This is a genomic window from Antrihabitans stalagmiti (assembly GCF_016482825.1).
Lineage (GTDB): Bacteria > Actinomycetota > Actinomycetes > Mycobacteriales > Mycobacteriaceae > Antrihabitans > Antrihabitans stalagmiti.
Genome location: NZ_JAEMNV010000012.1, coordinates 112809 through 131106 on the forward strand (window position 1 = coordinate 112809; position 18298 = coordinate 131106).

Consider the following 18298-nt stretch of genomic DNA (forward strand, 5'->3'; position numbering starts at 1 on the left):
GCATCCTTGTGTCATCTCCAACCCCGAACGGTAAGTCGTCGAGCGGCGCATCCTCCGACGACGAGCGCCGCGCTCGGCTCCTCGCAGGCGCCGCAGTCACTTTAGGGGGACTCTCGGATGTGCTGACGCCCCTCGGTGCCTTGTTCGCGGCAGAGGGTTACGAGCTGTATCTGGTCGGCGGGACCGTGCGCGACGCGATACTGGGTCGGCTCGGGTCCGATCTCGACTTCACCACCGATGCGCGTCCAGAGGCTGTCCAATCGATCCTGCGTCGCTGGGCCGACAATCAGTGGGACACCGGTCTCGCTTTCGGAACGATCAGCGCGTCGAAGGACCAGCAGCAGATCGAGATAACGACCTACCGTGCGGATTCCTACGACCGCGTCTCCCGAAACCCGGTCGTCGAGTTCGGCGACACCCTTGCCGGTGACCTGATTCGGCGTGATTTCACCGTCAATGCCATGGCGGTTCGGATCGGCGCCGACGGATCACAGGAGTTCGTCGACCCGCTCGGTGGGCTCGATGCACTCGTAGCAGGAATACTCGACACCCCCGCGGCGCCACAGGATTCGTTCGGTGACGATCCGCTACGGATGTTGCGTGCGGCGCGGTTCGTTTCGCAACTCGGGTTCACACTTGCGCCGAGGGTTGTCGACGCGATGCGCGAGATGGCGGGCGAGATCGATCGGATCACCGCTGAGCGGGTGCAGGCCGAACTGGACAAACTTGTGCTCGGCGACCATGCGACCGACGGCGTCGACATCATTTGCGAAACGGGTCTGGCAGATCGTGTTTTGCCGGAGGTGCCTGCGATGAAGCTCGAGATCGACGAGCATCACCAGCACAAGGACGTCTATCAGCATTCGTTGACCGTGCTGCAGCAAGCGATCGACCTAGAGGACGGCGACCCCGACCTCGTTCTGCGTTGGGCGGCGTTGCTGCACGACATCGGCAAACCGGACACGCGTCGGCTGGAGCCGGGCGGCGGGGTCAGCTTCCATCATCACGAGGTAGTCGGCGCAAAAATGGTGCGCAAGCGGATGCGGGCGTTGAAGTATCCGAAGGCTCTGACCGACGACGTCGCACAGCTCGTTTTCCTGCACCTCCGGTTTCACGGCTACGGCAAGGGGCAGTGGACCGATTCGGCGGTCCGCCGCTACGTCACCGATGCGGGCGACCTACTCCCCCGACTGCACAAATTGGTCCGCGCCGACTGCACGACGCGTAACAAACGTCGCGCGGCCGCGCTACAGGCCACGTACGACGACCTCGAGTTGCGGATCGACAAGATTGCCGCGCAGGAGGACCTCGCACGTGTTCGCCCGGACCTCGATGGCAACGCGATCATGGAACTTCTCGACATTCCTGCCGGCCCGAAGGTCGGTCTGGCCTGGCGGTTTCTCAAGGAACTTCGCCTCGACCGCGGACCGTTGAGCCGCGACGAGGCCGAAGCCGAACTTGTGAAATGGTGGGAGACGCAGGGCGATTCGACGGCCTGATGTCGTTGGTCGGCTGCTCAGCCGACCTGTAGCAGGCGTGCCGCTTCGCGCACGATATGCGCGAGCGCGCCACCACCCCACTGATCGATTGCGGCGTCGATGTCCGCGGGATCGGTACCGGCTACTTCGAGCACGAGGCGTGCGCCGTGTCCCGTCCCTTCGCCGAGCGTCAGCTGGACGTCCTCGCCAGGCTCGTCGCCACCGGTGGAAAAGCTGAACGAGCGCGGCGGGTCGATTTCGGTGACGGTACCGAGCACGACGTCCGGTGCCGCGAACGCCCGAAACTGCTCGCCGACGGCGGGTGCATCTGCCCCGCCGAAGAACAGCTTCCACGCGACTTCCGCGCTACAGATGAGCTGTCGCTCGAACCTGACGCGCCAGCCGTCGTCGGCGTAGGTCACCTGCGGCTGATCGAGACCGAAGCGGGTGACGAGTTCTTCGTGGCGTTCGTCGCGGCGATCTGCTGTGGCGGAATCCGGTTCGCGATCTGCCAGAACCGCTTCCAGCGCAGCGAAGCACTGTTCCCAGCCGGTGGCGAAACTCGCTGCGCCTGCCCGGTCTCCGAAGTGATGTGTCAGTGTGAAAACCGTCCCGACCGCAGAGGAGACGAGCTGGAAATCGAGCACGTCGTCTTCCCAGGTGAACACCAGCCGATGTGGAGGTTCGATCGCCCGCACCCGCCCGCCCCCGCCGAAGCCGAAGCCGAAGCGGACGACGCCATCCGGCTCCAACTCGATCTCGACGTCGCACGGAAACCAGTGCTTCAGGTTGTCGGACGTTGTGATGGCGCGCCACACGCGGTCGACGGGATGGTCGTACGTGCGGGTCAGCCGGATCGACGGCTGGGTCGGCGAGTCGAGAAACTCCGTATTCATGATTCCTCCGCTTCCATTGTGTCGAGGTGGTCGCCGAGTAGATCGAGGCGGCGCTCCCACATCCATCGGTAGGGTTCGAGCCAGTCCGCGACTTCCATCAAAGGCTCCGCGCGGAGCTGATACCAGCGCCGTTGCGCGTCGACACGGACGGTGACGAAGCCGGCTTCGCGCAGTATCCGGAGATGCTTGGAAACAACCGGCTGGCTGACGTCGAGCCCGGTCACCAGGTCGTTGACGGACTTCGGTCCACTGCGTAGCGAATCCAGGATGTCGCGGCGGACCGGCTGCGCGAGTGCCTCGAAGATCGGGGACATACCTGCAATATGCCACTAACGATATATAACGTCAAGGGCATATAGAAGCGACTAACCACGCTACCGGGATACTTGTCGCGTGCCTCGTGAAACCGATGACAATCAGTCCGACCGCCCGCCCGCCTCGCCGCGACGATCGGGTCCGCCGCCGCGTCCGCCTGTTTCGGTCAAGCCGTTCGAGGTTGCCGCCGCGCCGAAGGCACCGACACGGCTGTTGATCGCGGGCTGCCTGTGGCTGCTCTCGGCTTTGCTCGCGCTACCTACCGTCGTGTATGCGCAGGGCAGATTCGACGAGAACTCGGCTGTGCTGCTCGAGCGTTTGACCAAGGATCGCGACAACACGGTCGCCGAGTTGGATAGCGCGCGTGGCATTGCCGACGCCTTGCCGCCCGCGATCTTGGGCGCAGTGCTGGTCGCGGTCGTCGTGCAGTTGGGCTTCGTCGCGTTGATGATCATGAAACGCAGCCGAGGTGCGCGGGCGGCATTGGTCGTGTTCGGCATCATGACACTTGGCTTGCTGGTGTTGTGGCACGACATCGTGTTCACCGAGCCGGCACCGATCTATCAGATTGTGTTTGCGCTGCAGGCGGTTTCGCTGCTGGCAGCGATGCTCGCGATGTTCGGTGACGCACCGACTGCCTGGCTGCGTGGTGAATTCGGAGTGCCCGAAAGCTCGCAGGGCTAGCGAGCTACCAGACGATGAGCGCGGACCCGGCAACGATGGCGTTGCGGATCTGCGCGAGGTCGAGCTTGCCGGTGACGCTCGGCACGTGAATGAGGAACCGCACGTGATTGTCTTCGCGGACCGCACGCACGATGCTCGCCTCGTTGGGTAGGTGCGCCAGCGGAATATGGCGTGGCGGAACGACATTGGACGGCACGGGGAACCCGAACCAGCGGACGCTACGGATATCGAGCCGAACGAGGTCTTCGCGGACGGATGCGTCGACGACGGCAACAAGCTTCTTCACCGGGTTGGTGGCCTTGATCAAGCCGGAGTCCAGCGCTTCGAGCTCCCAGTCGAGACCGCGGGTGTTCAGCCAGGCGACGACGGCCGCAACGGACACGAGACCTTCCAGCTCGACCTGCTCGGCATCGAGTCGCGTCGGGACGCCGGGAACAACGCGGACCCCCGTCGCGATTCCGCGGACCTCTTCGATGAGGTGACCGTCCCAGTCGACGTTCACCAGCTCGATCTCGCCTTCGAAGAGTGCGCCACGACGGCGTGCGACGAGTCGTTTGAGGACGCCGCGCAGCTGCAGTCCGTGCACCTTGATGTCGATTTCGCGCCCGAGGAAGCGGCTGAGAATGCCGTCGGTCAGCACAGTCATCACCACGTCGGGTAGCAGGGCAGTCACCGTGCCCGCACCCAACGTCGCCACCGGATCTACCCAGGAGGTCGTCACGGCTGCCCACTGGTCCAGCCAGGACTTGCCAACTCCGGCGGCTCGAAAAGGCGACCAGGACTTCGGATCGAAATACGAGGTCATGATTGGTCGAGAATACTGGCGATTTGCCTGTGTCGCCGCGTGTCGTACAACATGTGCCGCCGATCGGGTGCCTGAGCTGCAGACACGCGTCGATTTCGGCTCGGCGGTCCCGCACGCCGGGTATGGAACCGTTCTTCGGTGGCACGCATCCAAGTGGGTATGGGTGGATTCGAGTACAGCTTCGGCACAGGTGCGGCTGAGCCGACGTTGTGGTCCTCGAGTGCAGATCTCGACCTCGGTCCGCCCGGTGCGTTGGACGCGATATCGCTCGATTTCGACGGCGACGGTCGTACCGACGACGCGATGTGGGATTCGGATGCCGACGGCGTCGCGGACAGGTCGGTCCTCGACCTCGACGACGACGGCACACTCGACGCCTACTTCGCGGATCCGTCGGGCACCGGTGTATGGAATCAGCAGGTGCCTGGCCCCGGGTCTGTGTTACCGGACATGCACAGTGCTGTTCCGGGCGTCGACGATGTGCTGGACGCCGATGGCGACGGCCGGTTCGACACCCTCGTCCTTCCCGACGCGACTGTCACCGACACGGACGGTGATGGCTATCTCGACGCGGTGGAGTTCACGTAGACCCTTGTCCGGCCGTAATTCTGCGCTGGTTCAGCGCGATTGCGACGAGGCCGATGACATAGAACCCGCTGACCGCAACCGCGACCGCGACCGAGTGGCCGTCGGCGGGAACGTTTGCCGCTGTGACGACCAGAGCGAGAACGAAGGTGATGTTGAAAACGGTGTCCTGCAGCGCGAATACCTGCCCACGTCGGGCGTCGTCGATTTCGATCTGCATGGCCGCATCGCCCGTCAGCTTGATCGTCTGTCCCGCGAGACCGAGGAAGAACGCACCGGCAAGCAGAAGCTGCTGGGACAGCGTTGCGACCAACCCGACCTGAACGACCGCTGCGAAGCACAGCGCGACGACGATGGTCCGGGAGCGGCCGAGGCGCGGGATGAGAAACGGCGCGACGATGGCTGCGATCAACATCCCCGAAGCTGTCGCAGCAACGGCGACCCCGAAGCCGACGAGCCCGTTCGGGACGTTGCCGCCCTCCTCCGGCTCGCGCAGGATCAGCACCATGATCAGCGTGTTCGAGCCGAAAACGATTCGATGCGAACCGATTCCGATCATTGCCGTCGTTACCCCGGGCGAGTTCCAGACCGCTGCCGCTCCGGTCCGTAGACCTGCGGCGACGACGCGGATCGCGTCGAATCCGGTAGGTCCGGCGTCGAGGTCGACGTCGGGTCCGAGTGCGCGGGCGGCAAACCGGGCTGCGGCGACTGCACCGATTACAGAGCCGAGCGCGCTGCCGATCACGGCGACGGCGGATGCGGTGTCACCTTCGCCGATGACTGCGATGAGCGCGACTGCTGCAGCCGCACCGATGCCGGCGAATCCTGACGCGACGGTTGCGAGTACGGAGTTCATGGGGACCAGCCATGACGGCTTGACGACGTGTGGCAGTCCTGCGGATACGCCGGCCATGACGAATCGGCTCACGCCGACAACAGACAGAGCGAGCAGGAGCAGCAGTGATTCGCCCGCGCCTGCGAGGAGGCATGTTGCGACAACGGCAATCAGGATCGCGCGAACGATGTTGGCGACCAGCAGTACGAGCCGCCGATCCCAGCGGTCGAGGAGAGCCCCGGCGAACGGGCCGATGATCGAGTAGGGCAGCAGCAGCACTGTGAAGCCGGCGGCGACGGCGAACGGGTCGGTCTCGCGTTCGGGATTGAACAGGATTGCGCCGGTCAGAGCGGCCTGAAACATGCCGTCGCCGAACTGCCCCGCAAAGCGGACGGTGGCAAGTCGACCGATGTCGGGACTTGCTCTGATCGCGCCGACAACGCGGGTGATGCCGCGCTCCGGGTCGTCGTCGATCACGGAGATGGACTCTAGGCGCTTCGCGCTCGTGAGTCTTTCCGGAGGGCGGACCCTCCAAAAAGACTCACGACCAAAATGGGGTGTAACGTTGTAATCATCATTACAACGAAAGAGGAGCAAGCATGAAACACGCACCACGGGGTCGAGGATTCGGACGTCCCGGCGGTTGGCAGCAGGCCGACGTCCCCGAGGCCGCAGACGCGTCCGACTGGTTCGCAGGCCGACTGCCGAGCGACTGGTTCGACGGCTCGGCCAGCGTCGAAGTCGATCGGGAAGAGATCGTCGTCATCGGCACCTTGCCCAAGCCGGACGAAGCAGAATCGGACGCAACGGCAGAAGGTCGGGTCGCTCGCTTCCGGGAAACGACACGGTCCGCGCGTATGCAGATCGCCGACGAAGCCGAAGCCCGCTACGGACGCAAGGTCGCCTGGGGCGTCAAGGTGGACGACAAGACAGCGCTCTTCACCCACCTCGCGGTGCCGGTGATGACGCGACTACGCCAGCCCGAGCGCAAGGTTCTCGACACACTCGTCGATGCCGGCGTCGCTCGGTCCCGTGCGGACGCCCTGGCATGGACGGTCAAACTTGCGGGCGAGCACGCCGAGGAATGGCTCGCCGAACTGCGCGGAGCGATGAAGAAGGTCGACGATCTGCGGACCGAAGGCCCGAAGTTGTGACGTCCAGATAAATCGGTTGTCACCCATCGTAATGAGATCTATCGTTGTTCTCGACTGTCGTCGATGATCGGAGAAGGACCCTTGCTCCTGTAGAGGTAACTGCAGCTGCAGCCCGCGTCGCGCGCTGCGTTATCGCCGCAACCTCTGGAGGGCACCATGGCCTCTCGTTCCATTGCTATTTCCGACCTTGCATTCACTTGGCCTGATGGCACAACACAATTCACCGGTATCGATGCTGTATTCGGTCCGGGTCACACGGGCGTGGTCGGTCTCAACGGTTCCGGAAAATCGACGTTGCTGCGTTTGATCGCGGGCGACCTCGCGCCGGATCGCGGGTCGATCACGGTCGGCGGACGGATCGGCTATCTGCGCCAGAGCATCGCCCTGGATACCGGACGGCATGCCGACGAGATACTCGGCATCGATGGAATCCGAAAGGCGTTGCACCGTATCGAATCCGGGACAGGTTCCGCGGACGATTTCGACGTGGTGGCCGGCCGCTGGGATGTCGAGGAGCGTGCCGTCGCGTTGATCGGTTCGCTCGGACTCGGGCACATCGTGTCCGAACCGGCGCAACTCGATCGACCGGTGTCGACGCTCTCGGGCGGCGAGGCAGTACTGCTCGGATTTGTCGCGGAACTACTGCAGGACCCGGATGTGCTGCTGCTCGACGAGCCGACCAACAATCTCGATCGCTATGCGCGACAACGACTCTACGAGGCGGTCGACGCGTTCGGGGGCAGCGTGTTGACCGTGAGTCACGACCGCGACCTGTTGGATCGGGCCGACGACATCGCCGAGCTGCGCGCGGGATCGATGCGGTTGTTCGGTGGCAATTTCACGACCTATCAGCAGATCGTGGAGCGGGAGCAGGAAACTGCGAGAGCGGCGATCCGCGATGCTCGCGGCGACGTCCGCAAACAGAATCGGGAGCTTGTCGAGGCGCGGATCAAACTCGATCGCCGGCTGCGGACTGCTAAGAAGGCGCAGGAGGAGAAGCGGGTGCCGAAGATCCTTTCGGGTTTGCGGAAAATGGCTGCGGAGGAGTCCGCGGGCAAGCTTCGCAACAATCACATCGAGAAGGCTGCCGATGCTGCGGCCACACTCGCGCAGGCCGAGACGCAGCTGCGCGACGACCGTGAGATCCGCCTGGATCTGCCTGCAACGCGGCTCTTTCCGGGTCAGGACGTGATCGAGCTGACCGACCTCCGGCTTGCGTGCGGTCCTGTTGTGTCGCTGGCTGTATCCGGGCCCGAGCGGATCGGATTGATCGGGCGCAACGGCATCGGCAAGACGACGCTGCTGCGGGCAATCGTCGATGCGGGACCGCGTGTGCCGTGGCGATGGTTACCGCAACGCCTCGACATCTTCGACGGCGACCGTTCGATCGCCGACAATGTCGCAAGCGTTGCACCGCAGGCGTTGCCGGAACAGATTCGTGCGCAGTTGGCGCGCTTCCTGTTTCGAGGATCGGATGCGGACAAACCCGCGGTGGCGTTGTCGGGCGGCGAGCAACTGCGGGCGGCTCTTGCCATGCTGCTGCTGGCCCAACCCGCACCGCAGTTGCTGCTCCTCGACGAACCGACGAACAACCTCGATCTGCCGAGCCTCGCCCACCTGACGCAGGCGCTGTCGAATTACCGTGGCGCGCTGATTGTTGCGAGTCACGACATCGCGTTCCTACGGCAGATCGGTATCACGCGGTGGGTGGAACTCAACGAGAACGGTTTGGTGCCTGCCGATGACATGGCCTCAGGTCATCCCGAAGCGTCAGGTCATCCACTGCACTAGCTGGATCACGACGCCGTTGGGATCGAGCATCTGGAAGTAGCGTTCACCCCAGGGTTCGGTCTCGATGGGCGTCGCGATCAGCACGCCCTCGGCGGTCAGCCGTTCGTATTCGGCGTCGATCGCGTCGACGACGAACACAACGAGCAGGCCCTGCCCCGCGGACCCGGCCATGCTCGCCGGCTTGAACGTGCCAAGACCCGTGCGCAGGTAGATCAGGTTGAAGCCTGCGTCGGGACGCGACAGGGATACGAAGCCGTCGGCGGACATGTCTTCGGTGAAACCGAGATGCGTTTTCGCGAACTCGGCTGATGCCGTCGGGTCGGCGACGTTGAGTGAAATTGCCGATGACGTGATCTTCATAGGGGTTCCTTCCCGGCGCGCCGGTACGCGCATTCCTCTACAACGTACGACGTACGGAGAATGTTCCCGGCTTGTCGACCGAATCTGATTGCGCGCGATTGCTACCGTTGCCATTGTGACGTCTCCCGCACCGATTCTCCTGCTCAACGGCCCGAACCTGAACATGCTCGGCGTGCGTCAGCCCGAGGTGTACGGCAGCGAATCATTGGCCGACGTCGTTCGCCGGACCCGCGAAGTGGCCGAGGCCAACGGCCGCGCTCTGCTCGATTTTGCGTCCAACTCCGAAGGCGAACTGATCGACCGCATCCATCAGGCGCGCGGCGAAGTGTCGGGGATCGTGATCAACCCCGCCGGCTTGACCCACACCTCCGTCGCCCTGCGTGACGCGTTGGTCATTCCCGAGGTCCCGATCGTCGAGGTTCACATCAGCAACGTCTATGCCCGCGAGCCGTTCCGGCATCACTCCTACGTCTCGCCCATCGCCGCCGCCGTCATCTCCGGGCTCGGCACATACGGCTACGTCGCTGCCGTGCAATACCTCTGTGAAACCTCTTGACCTGCGCCGACGCCTGCGTTAAGCCTTCTTTAAGGGACGCGTAACCGGCTTCATGAAATCTCTTCCTCATCGAACGAGCGCGGAACCCCCTCCGCCCGTACCGCACAGGGAGAAACATCATGAAGCTCACCAACACAGTTGCCCGCACCGCCGCAATCACCGCCATCGCAGCAGGTGCAGTCGCGATGGCCGCGGCTCCTGCATCGGCGAACAGCTACGACAACTGGGGCGCGATCGCCATTTCGATCGACACCGGCGCGACGGCCTACGCCATCGACTACGGTTCGGCCGGTGCTGCCGAGAGTGCCGCCGTTGGGTCGTGTGGCCAGTACGACTGCCAGGCGGTCGTGAACTTCGCGAACGGTTGCGGTGCGGTCGCGCAGGCACCCAACGGTGCGTGGGGCTGGGCCTACGCCGCGGACCGCGCGGGCGCGGAAGCAAGCGCAATCGGCGCGACACCCGGCGCAGGCGCTCGCATCATCACCTGGGCCTGCACGACCGGCCACCTCTGACCCGTGGAGTGAGGGCGCCCTGACCACGTCCGACGTGGTTGGGGCGCCCCTCGTTCCGCGTGGGGCGGCGGCATCGCAGAAAAGTGGTATTCCACTGCCGACCTGGGAGTTTTACCGTTCGTTGCATGAAAATTGCAATGTTCGGCGTGACGGGCAATGTCGGTAGCGTGTTGTTGGAGCAGGCGCTCGATGCCGGTCACGATGTAGAAGTTCTCGTGCGGTCCCCGGGCAAGCTCGCGACTCGATCGCCGCACCTGTCGATCACCGAGGGTGATGCGTGTGACGCTGCGGCCGTCGAATCCGTGGTCGCCGGCACCGACGCCGTACTCAGTACTTTGGGCGGATTTCGTGGACCGGAAAGTCTCAGTGTCGGTACCGCCGCGATCATGGGTGCGATGGCCCGCCACAGCGTGCGGCGCATCGTGATCATGCAGGGCTTTCACCTGCACATCGAAGGCGATCCGCGGAACGTCGGCAAGCGTCTGATCGGGCCGATCATGAAGACCGTTGCGCCTGCGATCGTGCGTCATGCGGCGATCATGGGAAAGGCGGTGGGTGAGAGCGACCTGGACTGGACGATAGTTCGAGCTCCACGTGTCATCGCAGGCGGACCGACGGGTCACATGCGGACGGGCATGTTGAAGATCGGGCCGTGGAGCACCGTGACCTGCGGTGACGTCGCGTCGTTGATGCTCGAGTGCCTGACCAGCGACCGGTTCGTCGGCGACGCCCCGATGATCGCTTCGTAACTGCTCAGTCTGCAGTCCAGGGACCGCCGCGTACCGCTTTGTTCGCCAGCACTCGCTTCTCGTTGTCGCGAAACCGTGGCTCGTAGTGGTTGAAGAAGATCCTTCCCACCAGATCGCGTCGACTACGGACCCCCGTCTTGTCGAAGATGCTCTTCAGGTGCTGCTGCACGGTGTGCACGGAGACGACCAGGTCGGTCGAAATCTGCGTCGTCGATGCGCCTTGCAAAACCAGGCGGGTGACGTCCTTCTCCCGCTCGGTGAGTCCATATGCCGACATCAGCAGTGGATTGATTCGGCTCGGATGCGCCGGTTCGATTATCACGGCGATCCGCCGCTGGCCTGTCGAGGTGAGGCAGGCGCCGTGCAACACGAGCCACCTGCCGGAACGTGACCGTATCCGCGACACCGCCACGTCGCCGGGTCGGCTGCGATCTTCGGCCGAACGCAAGGTCCTTCCAGCGAGTGTCGTTACAGCAGAGGGCAATTCGCCTCGATCCCAATTTCCGTCCGGTAGCTCGGCCAGCCAGTGCGCTACCCCTGGCGTCGCCGATTCGATGTCCCAATTCTCGTTCAACACAAGCAGACCCGGCGAATCCACGTATTCGGGTTCCGCCGCTTGGCCGAACAGCAGCGCGCGGCGAGCGCCATCGGCGAGGCTCGGCGCCACCGCCGCGATGAACGATTTCTCCAGCTCGGTGAACATCGGCTTGTCCGCGTCCCGATAGAGACCGAGAGCACCCCACACCTCGCCGGTTCGAGTGCGCAGCCGTGCGATCAATTCCTGATCGCCGCCCATCGACATGTTGCGTCGCCATCGTGGACTGCTGGACGGATCGCCGTCGGTTGCCTCGTGGAGGGTCGAGATGCCCGTCGACGATCGAATGACATCGGGGACCGACTGAGCATCGTCCTCGTAGTACTCGGCCGCCAGCCACTCGCCGGAGAATTCGGGTAGACCGACATGAAAGTGGCTTGTCATCAGCAACGACGCCGGGTCGACGGTGTACCAGCACGGTGTCTGGAAGAAGGGGACCACGCTGCCGACGACCTCGGTCACCTCGTTCCACAGCGTGACGAGATCCCGCGGTTGGGTGCACAGCCGCGCGACCTTCTCCGTTGCACGCTGAACAGAGTCGACGCTCACGGAGCCAACGCTACGAGCACACCGCACCGAAACGGAATACCAGGTTTGTGTAGGTCTGGCTCCGGTGTTGCACGACCTCCCGCCCGCGGCGAACGGACGGGAGATCGTTCTAACCGGTGGCTGTCCCCCTCATCTTGGACAAGCGAGCAGCTTGCATCAATTAACCTCCACCGATTTGTCGGCACACACGTCGCCGCCGCTCACGGGACGCCCGCTGCGGTCGGATAAATGCTCGTGTGGCTCAACTATTTGCATCCCAGCTCGGAAGAACGGTCGGAAAGTACGTCGAATAGACGCACTTCATCAGTTCGTCCGGCACCGTCTTCAGACTCGAGCCAGGGATCGTCCCAAAGGACGCTGGCCGATCCTATGACCTCTCCTTTGGTGCCGCAACCTGCAGCGCACCGCAGGACTGCCGTGTCAGTCGGTATTTCCGCGGGTTCGGCCGGGGTCGACCGTCAAACCTGGGTGTCCAGGATCGGTTGCGGGAACGGGATCCGGTTCGTCCGATTCGCCGATGACCTTCATTTCGATGAGGCCGAGTTGCGGTCCGCCCTCGTGACGGATCACGGCACCCGAACCGTTGACGACGGTCCACCCGCCGCCGAATCTGCGCAGGCGGATGTTGGCAACTTCGGCTCGATCGGTCTTGCCGGTGAACACCTCAGCCACCGCTTCGAAGATTCGCTTCACATCGTCGGGATGCGGCGCGTCGCGATTGTCGACCATGCCTTTCCACTGGATACCCGTCGGCGGATCGGTGATCCACTGAATCAGCCGCATCCGACTCAAATCCATCAGCACTATGTGGGTACTCAGAGCTACCTGCGACATCGCCCCCAGCGCCGCTGACTCCAACGATCGTGGCAACGGGCTGTTCGCAGAAACGTCGTGCAGCAACCCTCGCCACACCTGGTTGTCCTGTTGCGCGGCAAGCACGAGGTGCGCGACACCGCTCCTGCCTGCAGAGCCCCGGACTCTGGCCAGCCCGTTCCAAGTCGATCCGGCATGCGGTTCTAGCACTCGACTGATCAAGCCGAGGCCGTCGTCGACACTCACATATCGAAGAGCTTCGGGAGCGGTGAAGGTTCGCCGGTCGGACGCGACGACGTCCGCAGAAAACAGATCGGGCAGTGTTGCAGGAAGCTCGACCAACCGCAGCGTGGAATCCCAGTCGAAGGCAAGGGCAGTGGCCGGCGAGGTCTGCGGCTCCGAAGTCGAGGGGCCGATCCACAGCTGGACCCCGTGGACCTCCGTAGGTCCGATGATCGGCTCGAGTATCAGCCGTGTCGATTGGCCTGGCATGAGTTCTCGCGTCGTGTCGTACCGGATCTTCATGGTCCGGACGAGTTCGATCTCTCCAAGGACCCACCGCTGGACAGCATCCGAGAGCCGACCGCCGACGCGTTCCTTGAGCGCTCGTTCGAGGGACGTCCGTGCTTTCGCCTGCCCGTCCCTGCCGACCAACCGAGGGTCGCCCTCCAGCACGTCCACGACGAACCAGCCCTTGTCGGTCATGTCTCCCCCTGCAGCTCAGCGTGGTTGTCACCCTAGCTGTAGCCGAACAGGCGACAATGAATGTCTATGCAACCCGAACCGATCGTTCGTACATCGAAACGCGGTGACGTTCGTGCCGCGGCCCGCGTTCTTGCCGATGCCTTCGCCGACGATCCGTTGATGGCCTACATCTGGCCGGATCGCGAAGCGCGGAGCGCCTCCCTGCCAAGATATTTCGAGGTCTCGCTGCGCCATGTGCACTCGGCGGGAGGCGGAGTTCAGGTGGTGTGCGACGCAGGCGGAAGGATCGCAGGCGTGGCGGTCTGGGATCCGCCGAACCGGTGGGAGCAATCGACGACGTCCGCCATTCGCGCTGCGCCCGGCCAACTTCTGGCTCTCCGGACGAGAGTTTTTGCCGCGTTGCGAGTTCGGGGCACTCTCGAAGAGCGGCATCCGCGGCATCCGCCACATTGGTATCTGTCGAACATCGGCACGGCGTCTGCCGTTCGAGGGGCCGGCTACGGCAGAGCATTACTGGACAGTCGGCTGGCCGACTGCGATGCCAACGAGCTTTCGGCGTATCTGGTCTGCACCCGCCGCGAAAACATTGCCTATTACGAAAAGTTCGGATTCGTTGTGACCGAGAGCTTTTCGCTTCCCGGCAACGGTCCTGAGCTTTGGTCGATGGTCCGCGTGGCTGCCGTCAGAACTGTTCCGTGATCCGCCGACCCACTCCTTCGAGCAGTTCGGCAGCATTCGCGATCGACCGCTCCAGGACCGGTTCGATGTCGGACAGCGTGTAGACCTCGGTAAAGCCGGCTGACCGGAGCTGCTCGTCGCTGAGCACGCTACGACCCGCGACTGCGACGACCGGAACTCCGACCGCCTGCGCCCGCGTCGCGACACCGATCGGAGCCTTGCCCGCCAGGCTCTGCTCGTCGAGTGAGCCCTCACCGGTGACGACGAGGTCCGCGGCGGCGAGAACCGAGTCGAACCCGACCATCTCGAGGACGATGTCGATCCCGGGACGCTGCTGCGCATCGAGGAAGGCCATGGCTCCGAAACCGGTTCCGCCCGCGGCACCTGCGCCGGGTTCGGTGCTGACATCGCGACCTATCGCAGCAGCTGCGATCGAAGCCCATTGCGCCAGAGCAGCTTCCAGCACAACGAGGTCGGCCGCATCCGCACCTTTCTGCGGTGCATAGACGGCGGTCGCCCCGTTGTCGCCGAGCAGTGGATTATCGACGTCACAGGCGAGGACGAACGTCGCGGCCGCAGCGGCGGGGACGAGTTCCGACAGGTCGATGCGGGCGGCACCCGCCAACGCCGCGCCGCCGCGCGGTACCTCGGATCCGTCGGCGTTCAGAATTCGAGCCCCGAGCGCCTGCATCATCCCGGCACCGCCGTCGGTCGATGCGCTGCCGCCGAGGCCGATGACGATCTCGGTGGCGCCGCGTTCGAGCGCATCCTTGATGACGAGGCCAAGTCCGAATGTGCTGGCCGTCAACGGTTCTGCGCGGCCGTTCGGCAGCAGAACCAGTCCGACCGCCGCGGCCAGCTCGACGACCGCTGCAGACCCGCGTCGGGCGTAGGTTGCAACTACCGGCGCGCCGGTCGGTCCTTCGGTCGCAACCGATACAGCCTGCCAACCTGCTGCGACGGCGGCTGCGACGGTGCCGTCGCCCCCGTCGGCAACTGGCACGCGATGCACGGTCCACTCCGGCTTTCCGTCGAGAATGCCTGCCGCAAGTGCGTCGGCGACGTCGGCGGCGGTCAGCGATCCTTTGAACTTGTCAGGTGCGACGACGACGCGCATGGGGCCTCGCTCTTCTCAGCGTTCCGCAGATATAGCAGCGGGCCCCGCCATTGTGCGTTGGCGAACGCGGACCCTCAACTCGAGGAGCGGCCCAAGAGGCCTTTCGCAATATGGGTGACCTGTACTTCGTTGCTGCCGGCGTAGATCATCAGCGACTTCGCATCTCGCGCCAGTTGCTCGACGCGGTACTCGGTCATGTAGCCGTTGCCGCCGAACAGTTGCACCGCTTCCATGGCAACTTCCGTGGCCGCACGCGAGGAATACAACTTCATTGCCGATGCCTCCGACAGCGAGACCTTCTTGCCTGCGGCCATGCGTTCGACAGCCGAGAACACCATGTTCTGCACGTTGATCCGTGCGACCTCCATCTCGGCGAGCTTGAGTTGGATCAGCTGGAACTTTCCGATTTCCTGACCCCAGAGGGTGCGGCTCTTCGCGTAGTCGAGGCTGAGGCGATGGCATTCGTTGATGATGCCGAGCGACAGCGATGCGATGCCGATCCGTTCGGCCGAGAAGTTCTCTCGTGCGCTCTCCTTGCCGTCACCCGATGCGGCCGTTTCGGATTCGCCGAGCAGGCGGTCCGGGGTGAGGCGGACGTTGTCGAAGAACAGTTCGCCCGTGGGCGAGGAGTTCATACCCATCTTCTTGAACGGCGCGCCCTGCGTCAGACCTTCCATACCTTTGTCGAGCACGAAGGCGAGCACCTTGCGGTCGCGACGGTCGACGGCCGCGTCGCCGTCGTCGAGCTTGGCGTAGACGATGATTACGTCGGCGTACGGGCCGTTGGTGATGAACGTCTTCTGCCCGTTGAGCAGGTAGTCTTCGCCGTCCCGCTTCACGTAGGTCTTCATGCCGCCGAAAGCGTCCGAGCCGGAATCGGGTTCGGTGATCGCCCAGGCGCCGACTTTGTCGAAGGTGACGAGTTCGGGTAGCCACCGCTTCTTCTGTGCGAGTGTTCCACGGCTGCGAATCGTCCCCGCGGCAAGACCGAGGCTTACCCCGAGCGATGCGACCAGGCCGAGGCTGACCCCGGCAAGTTCGCTGTTGAGTACGACGCCCATGCTGCCCGCGCCGCTGAACACACTCTCCGAACCGGGTTTCGCAGCGTCGCCCGATTCCTCACGGGCGAGCGATTTGTCGAGCGACTCCTTCGCCATCGCGTCGATGCCGAAGGTCTTGAACAACTTTCGGATGATGTCGAACGGCGGGAGTTTGCCGCTCTCGAGATCGTCGACGTGCGGGCGGATCTCCTTGGTGATGAAGCCCCGTAGCGCGTCGCGAAACATGATGTCGGTGTCCGACCATTCGTACATACCCTCGAATATAGAACAGGTTCTCGTCTGTGGGTCCGTGGCCTGGCGCTGCCCGACGAGTAATGTCGCCGCCATGGAGACCCGCGTCGAGAAGAACGTCGACCTCAATCGCTTCGAGATCCACGTCGGCAATCAGATAGCGGGGCTTGCCGCGTACGAAAGTGCCGCTGCGAACCGAGCTTTCACGCACACAGAGGTCTATCCGCAATTCGAGGGACAGGGCCTGGCGAAGATTCTGATCAAGTACGCACTCGACGCGACGCGCGAGGAGGGCCTCGGCGTGCTGCCGTTCTGCCCATTCGTGAACAAGTACATCTCGAAGAATCCCGAGTACCTCGACCTCGTCCCCGAGTGGGCGCGGGAGAGGCTGGGCCTGCCGACCTCGTGAGCACTTTCGGTGCGCGGAACCTCCGAAAAGACGCACGAGCGGAGTAGCCGCCTAATACCGCGCGACCGCCTCGTCGAGCGCTGCCTGCATGCCCTTGACGACGTGACGCGTGATTTCGCCAGGACGGGCCGGTAGGTCGGTCTCGGGTGTGTCGATGAAGAAGCTGGCCGATTTGTAGGACTCCTGTGTGGGTCCGTAGCTGAGTCCGACGTAGACCATCGCCGGTTCGATGCCGAGTTTCTGTGCCCGGCTGGTGATGTGGCCGATGCCGCTGCCGACCGACTGCACCTTGGTCGGGTCGGTTTCGTTGCAGGTGCCCTCGGGGAAGACTGCGATGTTGTCGCCCATCGCCATTCTTTCGGCGCAGACGTCCATCATTCGTTGCCCTGCTGCGTTGACCGCACGAATCCCGTGGTTTTTGCCCCGGAATACCGGTAGCCCACCCATCATCTCGACCTTGGCGCGGCGTTCCTCGTCGAGGAACAGTTCGTCTTTGGCGAGGACGCGGGAGTGACCGATGGTCGGACGGATCGGGCTCCGCGCAGCCATTGCCGCGACGGTGTACGGATCCGTTGTGCTCAGGTGATTGACCGCCAGAATGATGCGCCTATCGGAACGGACCAAATCCTGCAACGCCTTCTTCGCACCGGCGCGATAGGAGATGCGCGGACGGTACTTGAAGCCCAAGATCGCGTAGGACAGCTTCGCCTTCAGCACGTTCTGCTTGTGTGCGAGGTAGTAGTCGTACACGGCTTCGTAATTCTCGAGCCGGACCTCGGGTGGTTCCATTCTTCGACTCTACGAGGGTCCGCTTGTTGTGGCAGGGCCGAGTATCCGGTGGACCAGTTCGGTCACTACTTCGTCGAGTGGAAATCCCGCATCGATCGATGTTGTGAGCTGGTCGAACAGCAGTCCGTCGAGTGCGTAGTGCAGCATCGCGATCTCCTTCGCGCCGCCCGGCAGTCCCGCTTGCACGTTGTAGTCGACGTCGCCGCGATAGCCCGATGTCAACGTCGCGCGAAGTATCTGTGCAAGACCGGGTCGACGTGTTGCCTCGATGCGCAGCTCGAACAACGCGCGCATCAGGTCGGGAGCGGCGGTCGTCCGTTCGACGATGTAGCGGACGTAGTCGGTTGCGAGTTCGATTCCCGGCGTGCGTGCGGCGAGTTGTTCGAGTCGTTCCGGGTCCGGCGCGATCCGTTCGAAAACCCGCTCGCCCAGTGCGCCGAGCAGCTCGTCACGAGTGCGGAAGTAGTTGGCCGCGGTGCCCTCGGGCGCTTCGGCTTCCCTGTCGACCGCCCGATGGGTGAGCCCGCGTGTGCCGGCCGAGGCGAGAACGCGCAGCCCGGCGTCTGCTAGCTGTGCGCGTCGTTCGGGGTTGGCGACCATGAGGATCAGGCTAGCACCGACCACAACAGCT

Annotated in this window: 21 protein-coding genes; 10 read left to right on the forward strand and 11 right to left on the reverse strand. The window is 63.8% G+C overall.

Going from position 1 to position 18298, the window contains the following annotated elements:
• Positions 1-8: 8 nt before the first annotated feature.
• A complete protein-coding gene (locus tag JGU71_RS27180; RefSeq protein ID WP_199708226.1) occupies positions 9-1499 on the forward strand; it encodes a CCA tRNA nucleotidyltransferase in 1491 nt (496 codons plus the stop codon).
• A 17-nt stretch (positions 1500-1516) separates the two neighbouring features.
• On the opposite strand, the gene JGU71_RS27185 is transcribed toward JGU71_RS27180, so the two are convergent.
• Positions 1517-2374 (reverse strand): SRPBCC domain-containing protein, encoded by an 858-nt coding sequence (locus JGU71_RS27185; RefSeq protein ID WP_199708227.1) that lies wholly within the window; start codon positions 2372-2374, stop codon positions 1517-1519.
• Positions 2371-2688: an ArsR/SmtB family transcription factor gene (locus JGU71_RS27190; RefSeq protein ID WP_199708228.1), complete on the reverse strand. Its 318-nt coding sequence runs from the start codon at positions 2686-2688 to the stop codon at positions 2371-2373. The genes JGU71_RS27185 and JGU71_RS27190 overlap by 4 nt, the downstream gene beginning before the upstream one ends.
• Positions 2689-2767: 79 nt before the next feature.
• Between JGU71_RS27190 and JGU71_RS27195 the strand changes: the two genes are divergently transcribed.
• Positions 2768-3373: a hypothetical protein gene (locus tag JGU71_RS27195; protein WP_199708229.1), complete on the forward strand. Its 606-nt coding sequence runs from the start codon at positions 2768-2770 to the stop codon at positions 3371-3373.
• A gap of 4 nt (positions 3374-3377) precedes the next feature.
• On the opposite strand, the gene JGU71_RS27200 is transcribed toward JGU71_RS27195, so the two are convergent.
• Positions 3378-4178 carry a hypothetical protein gene (locus JGU71_RS27200; protein WP_199708230.1) on the reverse strand — a complete coding sequence of 267 codons (801 nt, stop codon included), beginning with the start codon at positions 4176-4178 and terminating at the stop codon, positions 3378-3380.
• A 138-nt stretch (positions 4179-4316) separates the two neighbouring features.
• Between JGU71_RS27200 and JGU71_RS27205 the strand changes: the two genes are divergently transcribed.
• Entirely contained in the window at positions 4317-4766 is a 450-nt protein-coding gene (locus tag JGU71_RS27205; protein WP_372433241.1) for a hypothetical protein, read from the forward strand.
• Here JGU71_RS27205 and JGU71_RS27210 read toward each other — a convergent pair.
• On the reverse strand, positions 4759-6075 hold the full coding sequence (locus JGU71_RS27210) for an MFS transporter (protein ID WP_199708231.1): 1317 nt from the start codon (positions 6073-6075) through the stop codon (positions 4759-4761). The genes JGU71_RS27205 and JGU71_RS27210 overlap by 8 nt on opposite strands.
• Positions 6076-6197: 122 nt before the next feature.
• Here JGU71_RS27210 and abmR point away from each other — a divergent pair, with 122 nt between their 5' ends.
• Both abmR and JGU71_RS27220 read left to right on the forward strand, forming a co-directional pair.
• Complete coding sequence (abmR, locus tag JGU71_RS27215) at positions 6198-6752, forward strand: ATP-binding transcription factor AbmR (RefSeq protein ID WP_199708232.1); 555 nt, start codon at positions 6198-6200, stop codon at positions 6750-6752.
• Positions 6753-6908: 156 nt separating this feature from the next.
• Complete coding sequence (locus tag JGU71_RS27220; RefSeq protein ID WP_199708233.1) at positions 6909-8543, forward strand: ATP-binding cassette domain-containing protein; 1635 nt, start codon at positions 6909-6911, stop codon at positions 8541-8543.
• Here the strand turns inward: JGU71_RS27220 and JGU71_RS27225 are convergent.
• Complete coding sequence (locus JGU71_RS27225; RefSeq protein ID WP_199708235.1) at positions 8523-8903, reverse strand: VOC family protein; 381 nt, start codon at positions 8901-8903, stop codon at positions 8523-8525. The two genes, JGU71_RS27220 and JGU71_RS27225, sit on opposite strands and share 21 nt — an antisense overlap.
• Positions 8904-9018: 115 nt before the next feature.
• Here JGU71_RS27225 and aroQ point away from each other — a divergent pair, with 115 nt between their 5' ends.
• The 3 genes from aroQ to JGU71_RS27240 all read left to right on the forward strand — a co-directional run bounded on the left by aroQ (position 9019) and on the right by JGU71_RS27240 (position 10720).
• Positions 9019-9459, forward strand: a complete 441-nt coding sequence (gene aroQ, locus JGU71_RS27230) for a type II 3-dehydroquinate dehydratase (RefSeq protein ID WP_199708237.1) — start codon at positions 9019-9021, stop codon at positions 9457-9459.
• Positions 9460-9578: 119 nt separating this feature from the next.
• The gene (locus tag JGU71_RS27235; RefSeq protein ID WP_199708238.1) at positions 9579-9971 is read left to right on the forward strand and encodes a DUF4189 domain-containing protein; all 393 of its coding nucleotides are present in this window, start codon (positions 9579-9581) and stop codon (positions 9969-9971) included.
• 125 nt (positions 9972-10096) lie between these two features.
• Complete coding sequence (locus tag JGU71_RS27240; protein WP_199708239.1) at positions 10097-10720, forward strand: NAD(P)-dependent oxidoreductase; 624 nt, start codon at positions 10097-10099, stop codon at positions 10718-10720.
• Positions 10721-10724: 4 nt separating this feature from the next.
• Here JGU71_RS27240 and JGU71_RS27245 read toward each other — a convergent pair whose 3' ends face one another.
• Both JGU71_RS27245 and JGU71_RS27250 read right to left on the reverse strand, forming a co-directional pair.
• The gene (locus JGU71_RS27245; RefSeq protein WP_199708240.1) at positions 10725-11864 is read right to left on the reverse strand and encodes a helix-turn-helix transcriptional regulator; all 1140 of its coding nucleotides are present in this window, start codon (positions 11862-11864) and stop codon (positions 10725-10727) included.
• A 420-nt stretch (positions 11865-12284) separates the two neighbouring features.
• Entirely contained in the window at positions 12285-13382 is a 1098-nt protein-coding gene (locus tag JGU71_RS27250) for a GAF domain-containing protein (protein WP_199708241.1), read from the reverse strand.
• Between the two features lie 66 nt (positions 13383-13448).
• Between JGU71_RS27250 and JGU71_RS27255 the strand changes: the two genes are divergently transcribed.
• Positions 13449-14081, forward strand: a complete 633-nt coding sequence (locus JGU71_RS27255) for a GNAT family N-acetyltransferase (RefSeq protein WP_199708242.1) — start codon at positions 13449-13451, stop codon at positions 14079-14081.
• Here JGU71_RS27255 and JGU71_RS27260 read toward each other — a convergent pair.
• Both JGU71_RS27260 and JGU71_RS27265 read right to left on the reverse strand, forming a co-directional pair.
• Positions 14065-15177 (reverse strand): glycerate kinase, encoded by a 1113-nt coding sequence (locus JGU71_RS27260; RefSeq protein WP_199708243.1) that lies wholly within the window; start codon positions 15175-15177, stop codon positions 14065-14067. The two genes, JGU71_RS27255 and JGU71_RS27260, sit on opposite strands and share 17 nt — an antisense overlap.
• Positions 15178-15251: 74 nt before the next feature.
• The gene (locus JGU71_RS27265) at positions 15252-16490 is read right to left on the reverse strand and encodes an acyl-CoA dehydrogenase family protein (protein WP_199708245.1); all 1239 of its coding nucleotides are present in this window, start codon (positions 16488-16490) and stop codon (positions 15252-15254) included.
• A gap of 73 nt (positions 16491-16563) precedes the next feature.
• Between JGU71_RS27265 and JGU71_RS27270 the strand changes: the two genes are divergently transcribed.
• Positions 16564-16878 carry a GNAT family N-acetyltransferase gene (locus tag JGU71_RS27270; RefSeq protein WP_199708247.1) on the forward strand — a complete coding sequence of 105 codons (315 nt, stop codon included), beginning with the start codon at positions 16564-16566 and terminating at the stop codon, positions 16876-16878.
• A 51-nt stretch (positions 16879-16929) separates the two neighbouring features.
• On the opposite strand, the gene JGU71_RS27275 is transcribed toward JGU71_RS27270, so the two are convergent.
• Both JGU71_RS27275 and JGU71_RS27280 read right to left on the reverse strand, forming a co-directional pair.
• Complete coding sequence (locus JGU71_RS27275) at positions 16930-17667, reverse strand: lysophospholipid acyltransferase family protein (RefSeq protein ID WP_199708249.1); 738 nt, start codon at positions 17665-17667, stop codon at positions 16930-16932.
• 9 nt (positions 17668-17676) lie between these two features.
• The gene (locus JGU71_RS27280; protein ID WP_199708251.1) at positions 17677-18267 is read right to left on the reverse strand and encodes a TetR/AcrR family transcriptional regulator; all 591 of its coding nucleotides are present in this window, start codon (positions 18265-18267) and stop codon (positions 17677-17679) included.
• Positions 18268-18298: the final 31 nt, after the last annotated feature.

Excerpts from the sequence above, each read along its gene's own strand:
- JGU71_RS27185 (WP_199708227.1), bottom strand. The coding sequence starts at position 2,374 with ATGAATACGGAGTTTCTCGACTCGCCGACCCAGCCGTCGATCCGGCTG.
- JGU71_RS27190 (WP_199708228.1), bottom strand. The coding sequence starts at position 2,688 with ATGTCCCCGATCTTCGAGGCACTCGCGCAGCCGGTCCGCCGCGACATC.
- JGU71_RS27200 (WP_199708230.1), bottom strand. The coding sequence starts at position 4,178 with ATGACCTCGTATTTCGATCCGAAGTCCTGGTCGCCTTTTCGAGCCGCC.
- abmR (WP_199708232.1), top strand. The coding sequence starts at position 6,198 with ATGAAACACGCACCACGGGGTCGAGGATTCGGACGTCCCGGCGGTTGG.
- JGU71_RS27220 (WP_199708233.1), top strand. The coding sequence starts at position 6,909 with ATGGCCTCTCGTTCCATTGCTATTTCCGACCTTGCATTCACTTGGCCT.
- JGU71_RS27225 (WP_199708235.1), bottom strand. The coding sequence starts at position 8,903 with ATGAAGATCACGTCATCGGCAATTTCACTCAACGTCGCCGACCCGACG.
- JGU71_RS27235 (WP_199708238.1), top strand. The coding sequence starts at position 9,579 with ATGAAGCTCACCAACACAGTTGCCCGCACCGCCGCAATCACCGCCATC.
- JGU71_RS27240 (WP_199708239.1), top strand. The coding sequence starts at position 10,097 with ATGAAAATTGCAATGTTCGGCGTGACGGGCAATGTCGGTAGCGTGTTG.
- JGU71_RS27250 (WP_199708241.1), bottom strand. The coding sequence starts at position 13,382 with ATGACCGACAAGGGCTGGTTCGTCGTGGACGTGCTGGAGGGCGACCCT.
- JGU71_RS27255 (WP_199708242.1), top strand. The coding sequence starts at position 13,449 with ATGCAACCCGAACCGATCGTTCGTACATCGAAACGCGGTGACGTTCGT.
- JGU71_RS27260 (WP_199708243.1), bottom strand. The coding sequence starts at position 15,177 with ATGCGCGTCGTCGTCGCACCTGACAAGTTCAAAGGATCGCTGACCGCC.
- JGU71_RS27265 (WP_199708245.1), bottom strand. The coding sequence starts at position 16,490 with ATGTACGAATGGTCGGACACCGACATCATGTTTCGCGACGCGCTACGG.
- JGU71_RS27270 (WP_199708247.1), top strand. The coding sequence starts at position 16,564 with ATGGAGACCCGCGTCGAGAAGAACGTCGACCTCAATCGCTTCGAGATC.
- JGU71_RS27275 (WP_199708249.1), bottom strand. The coding sequence starts at position 17,667 with ATGGAACCACCCGAGGTCCGGCTCGAGAATTACGAAGCCGTGTACGAC.
- JGU71_RS27280 (WP_199708251.1), bottom strand. The coding sequence starts at position 18,267 with ATGGTCGCCAACCCCGAACGACGCGCACAGCTAGCAGACGCCGGGCTG.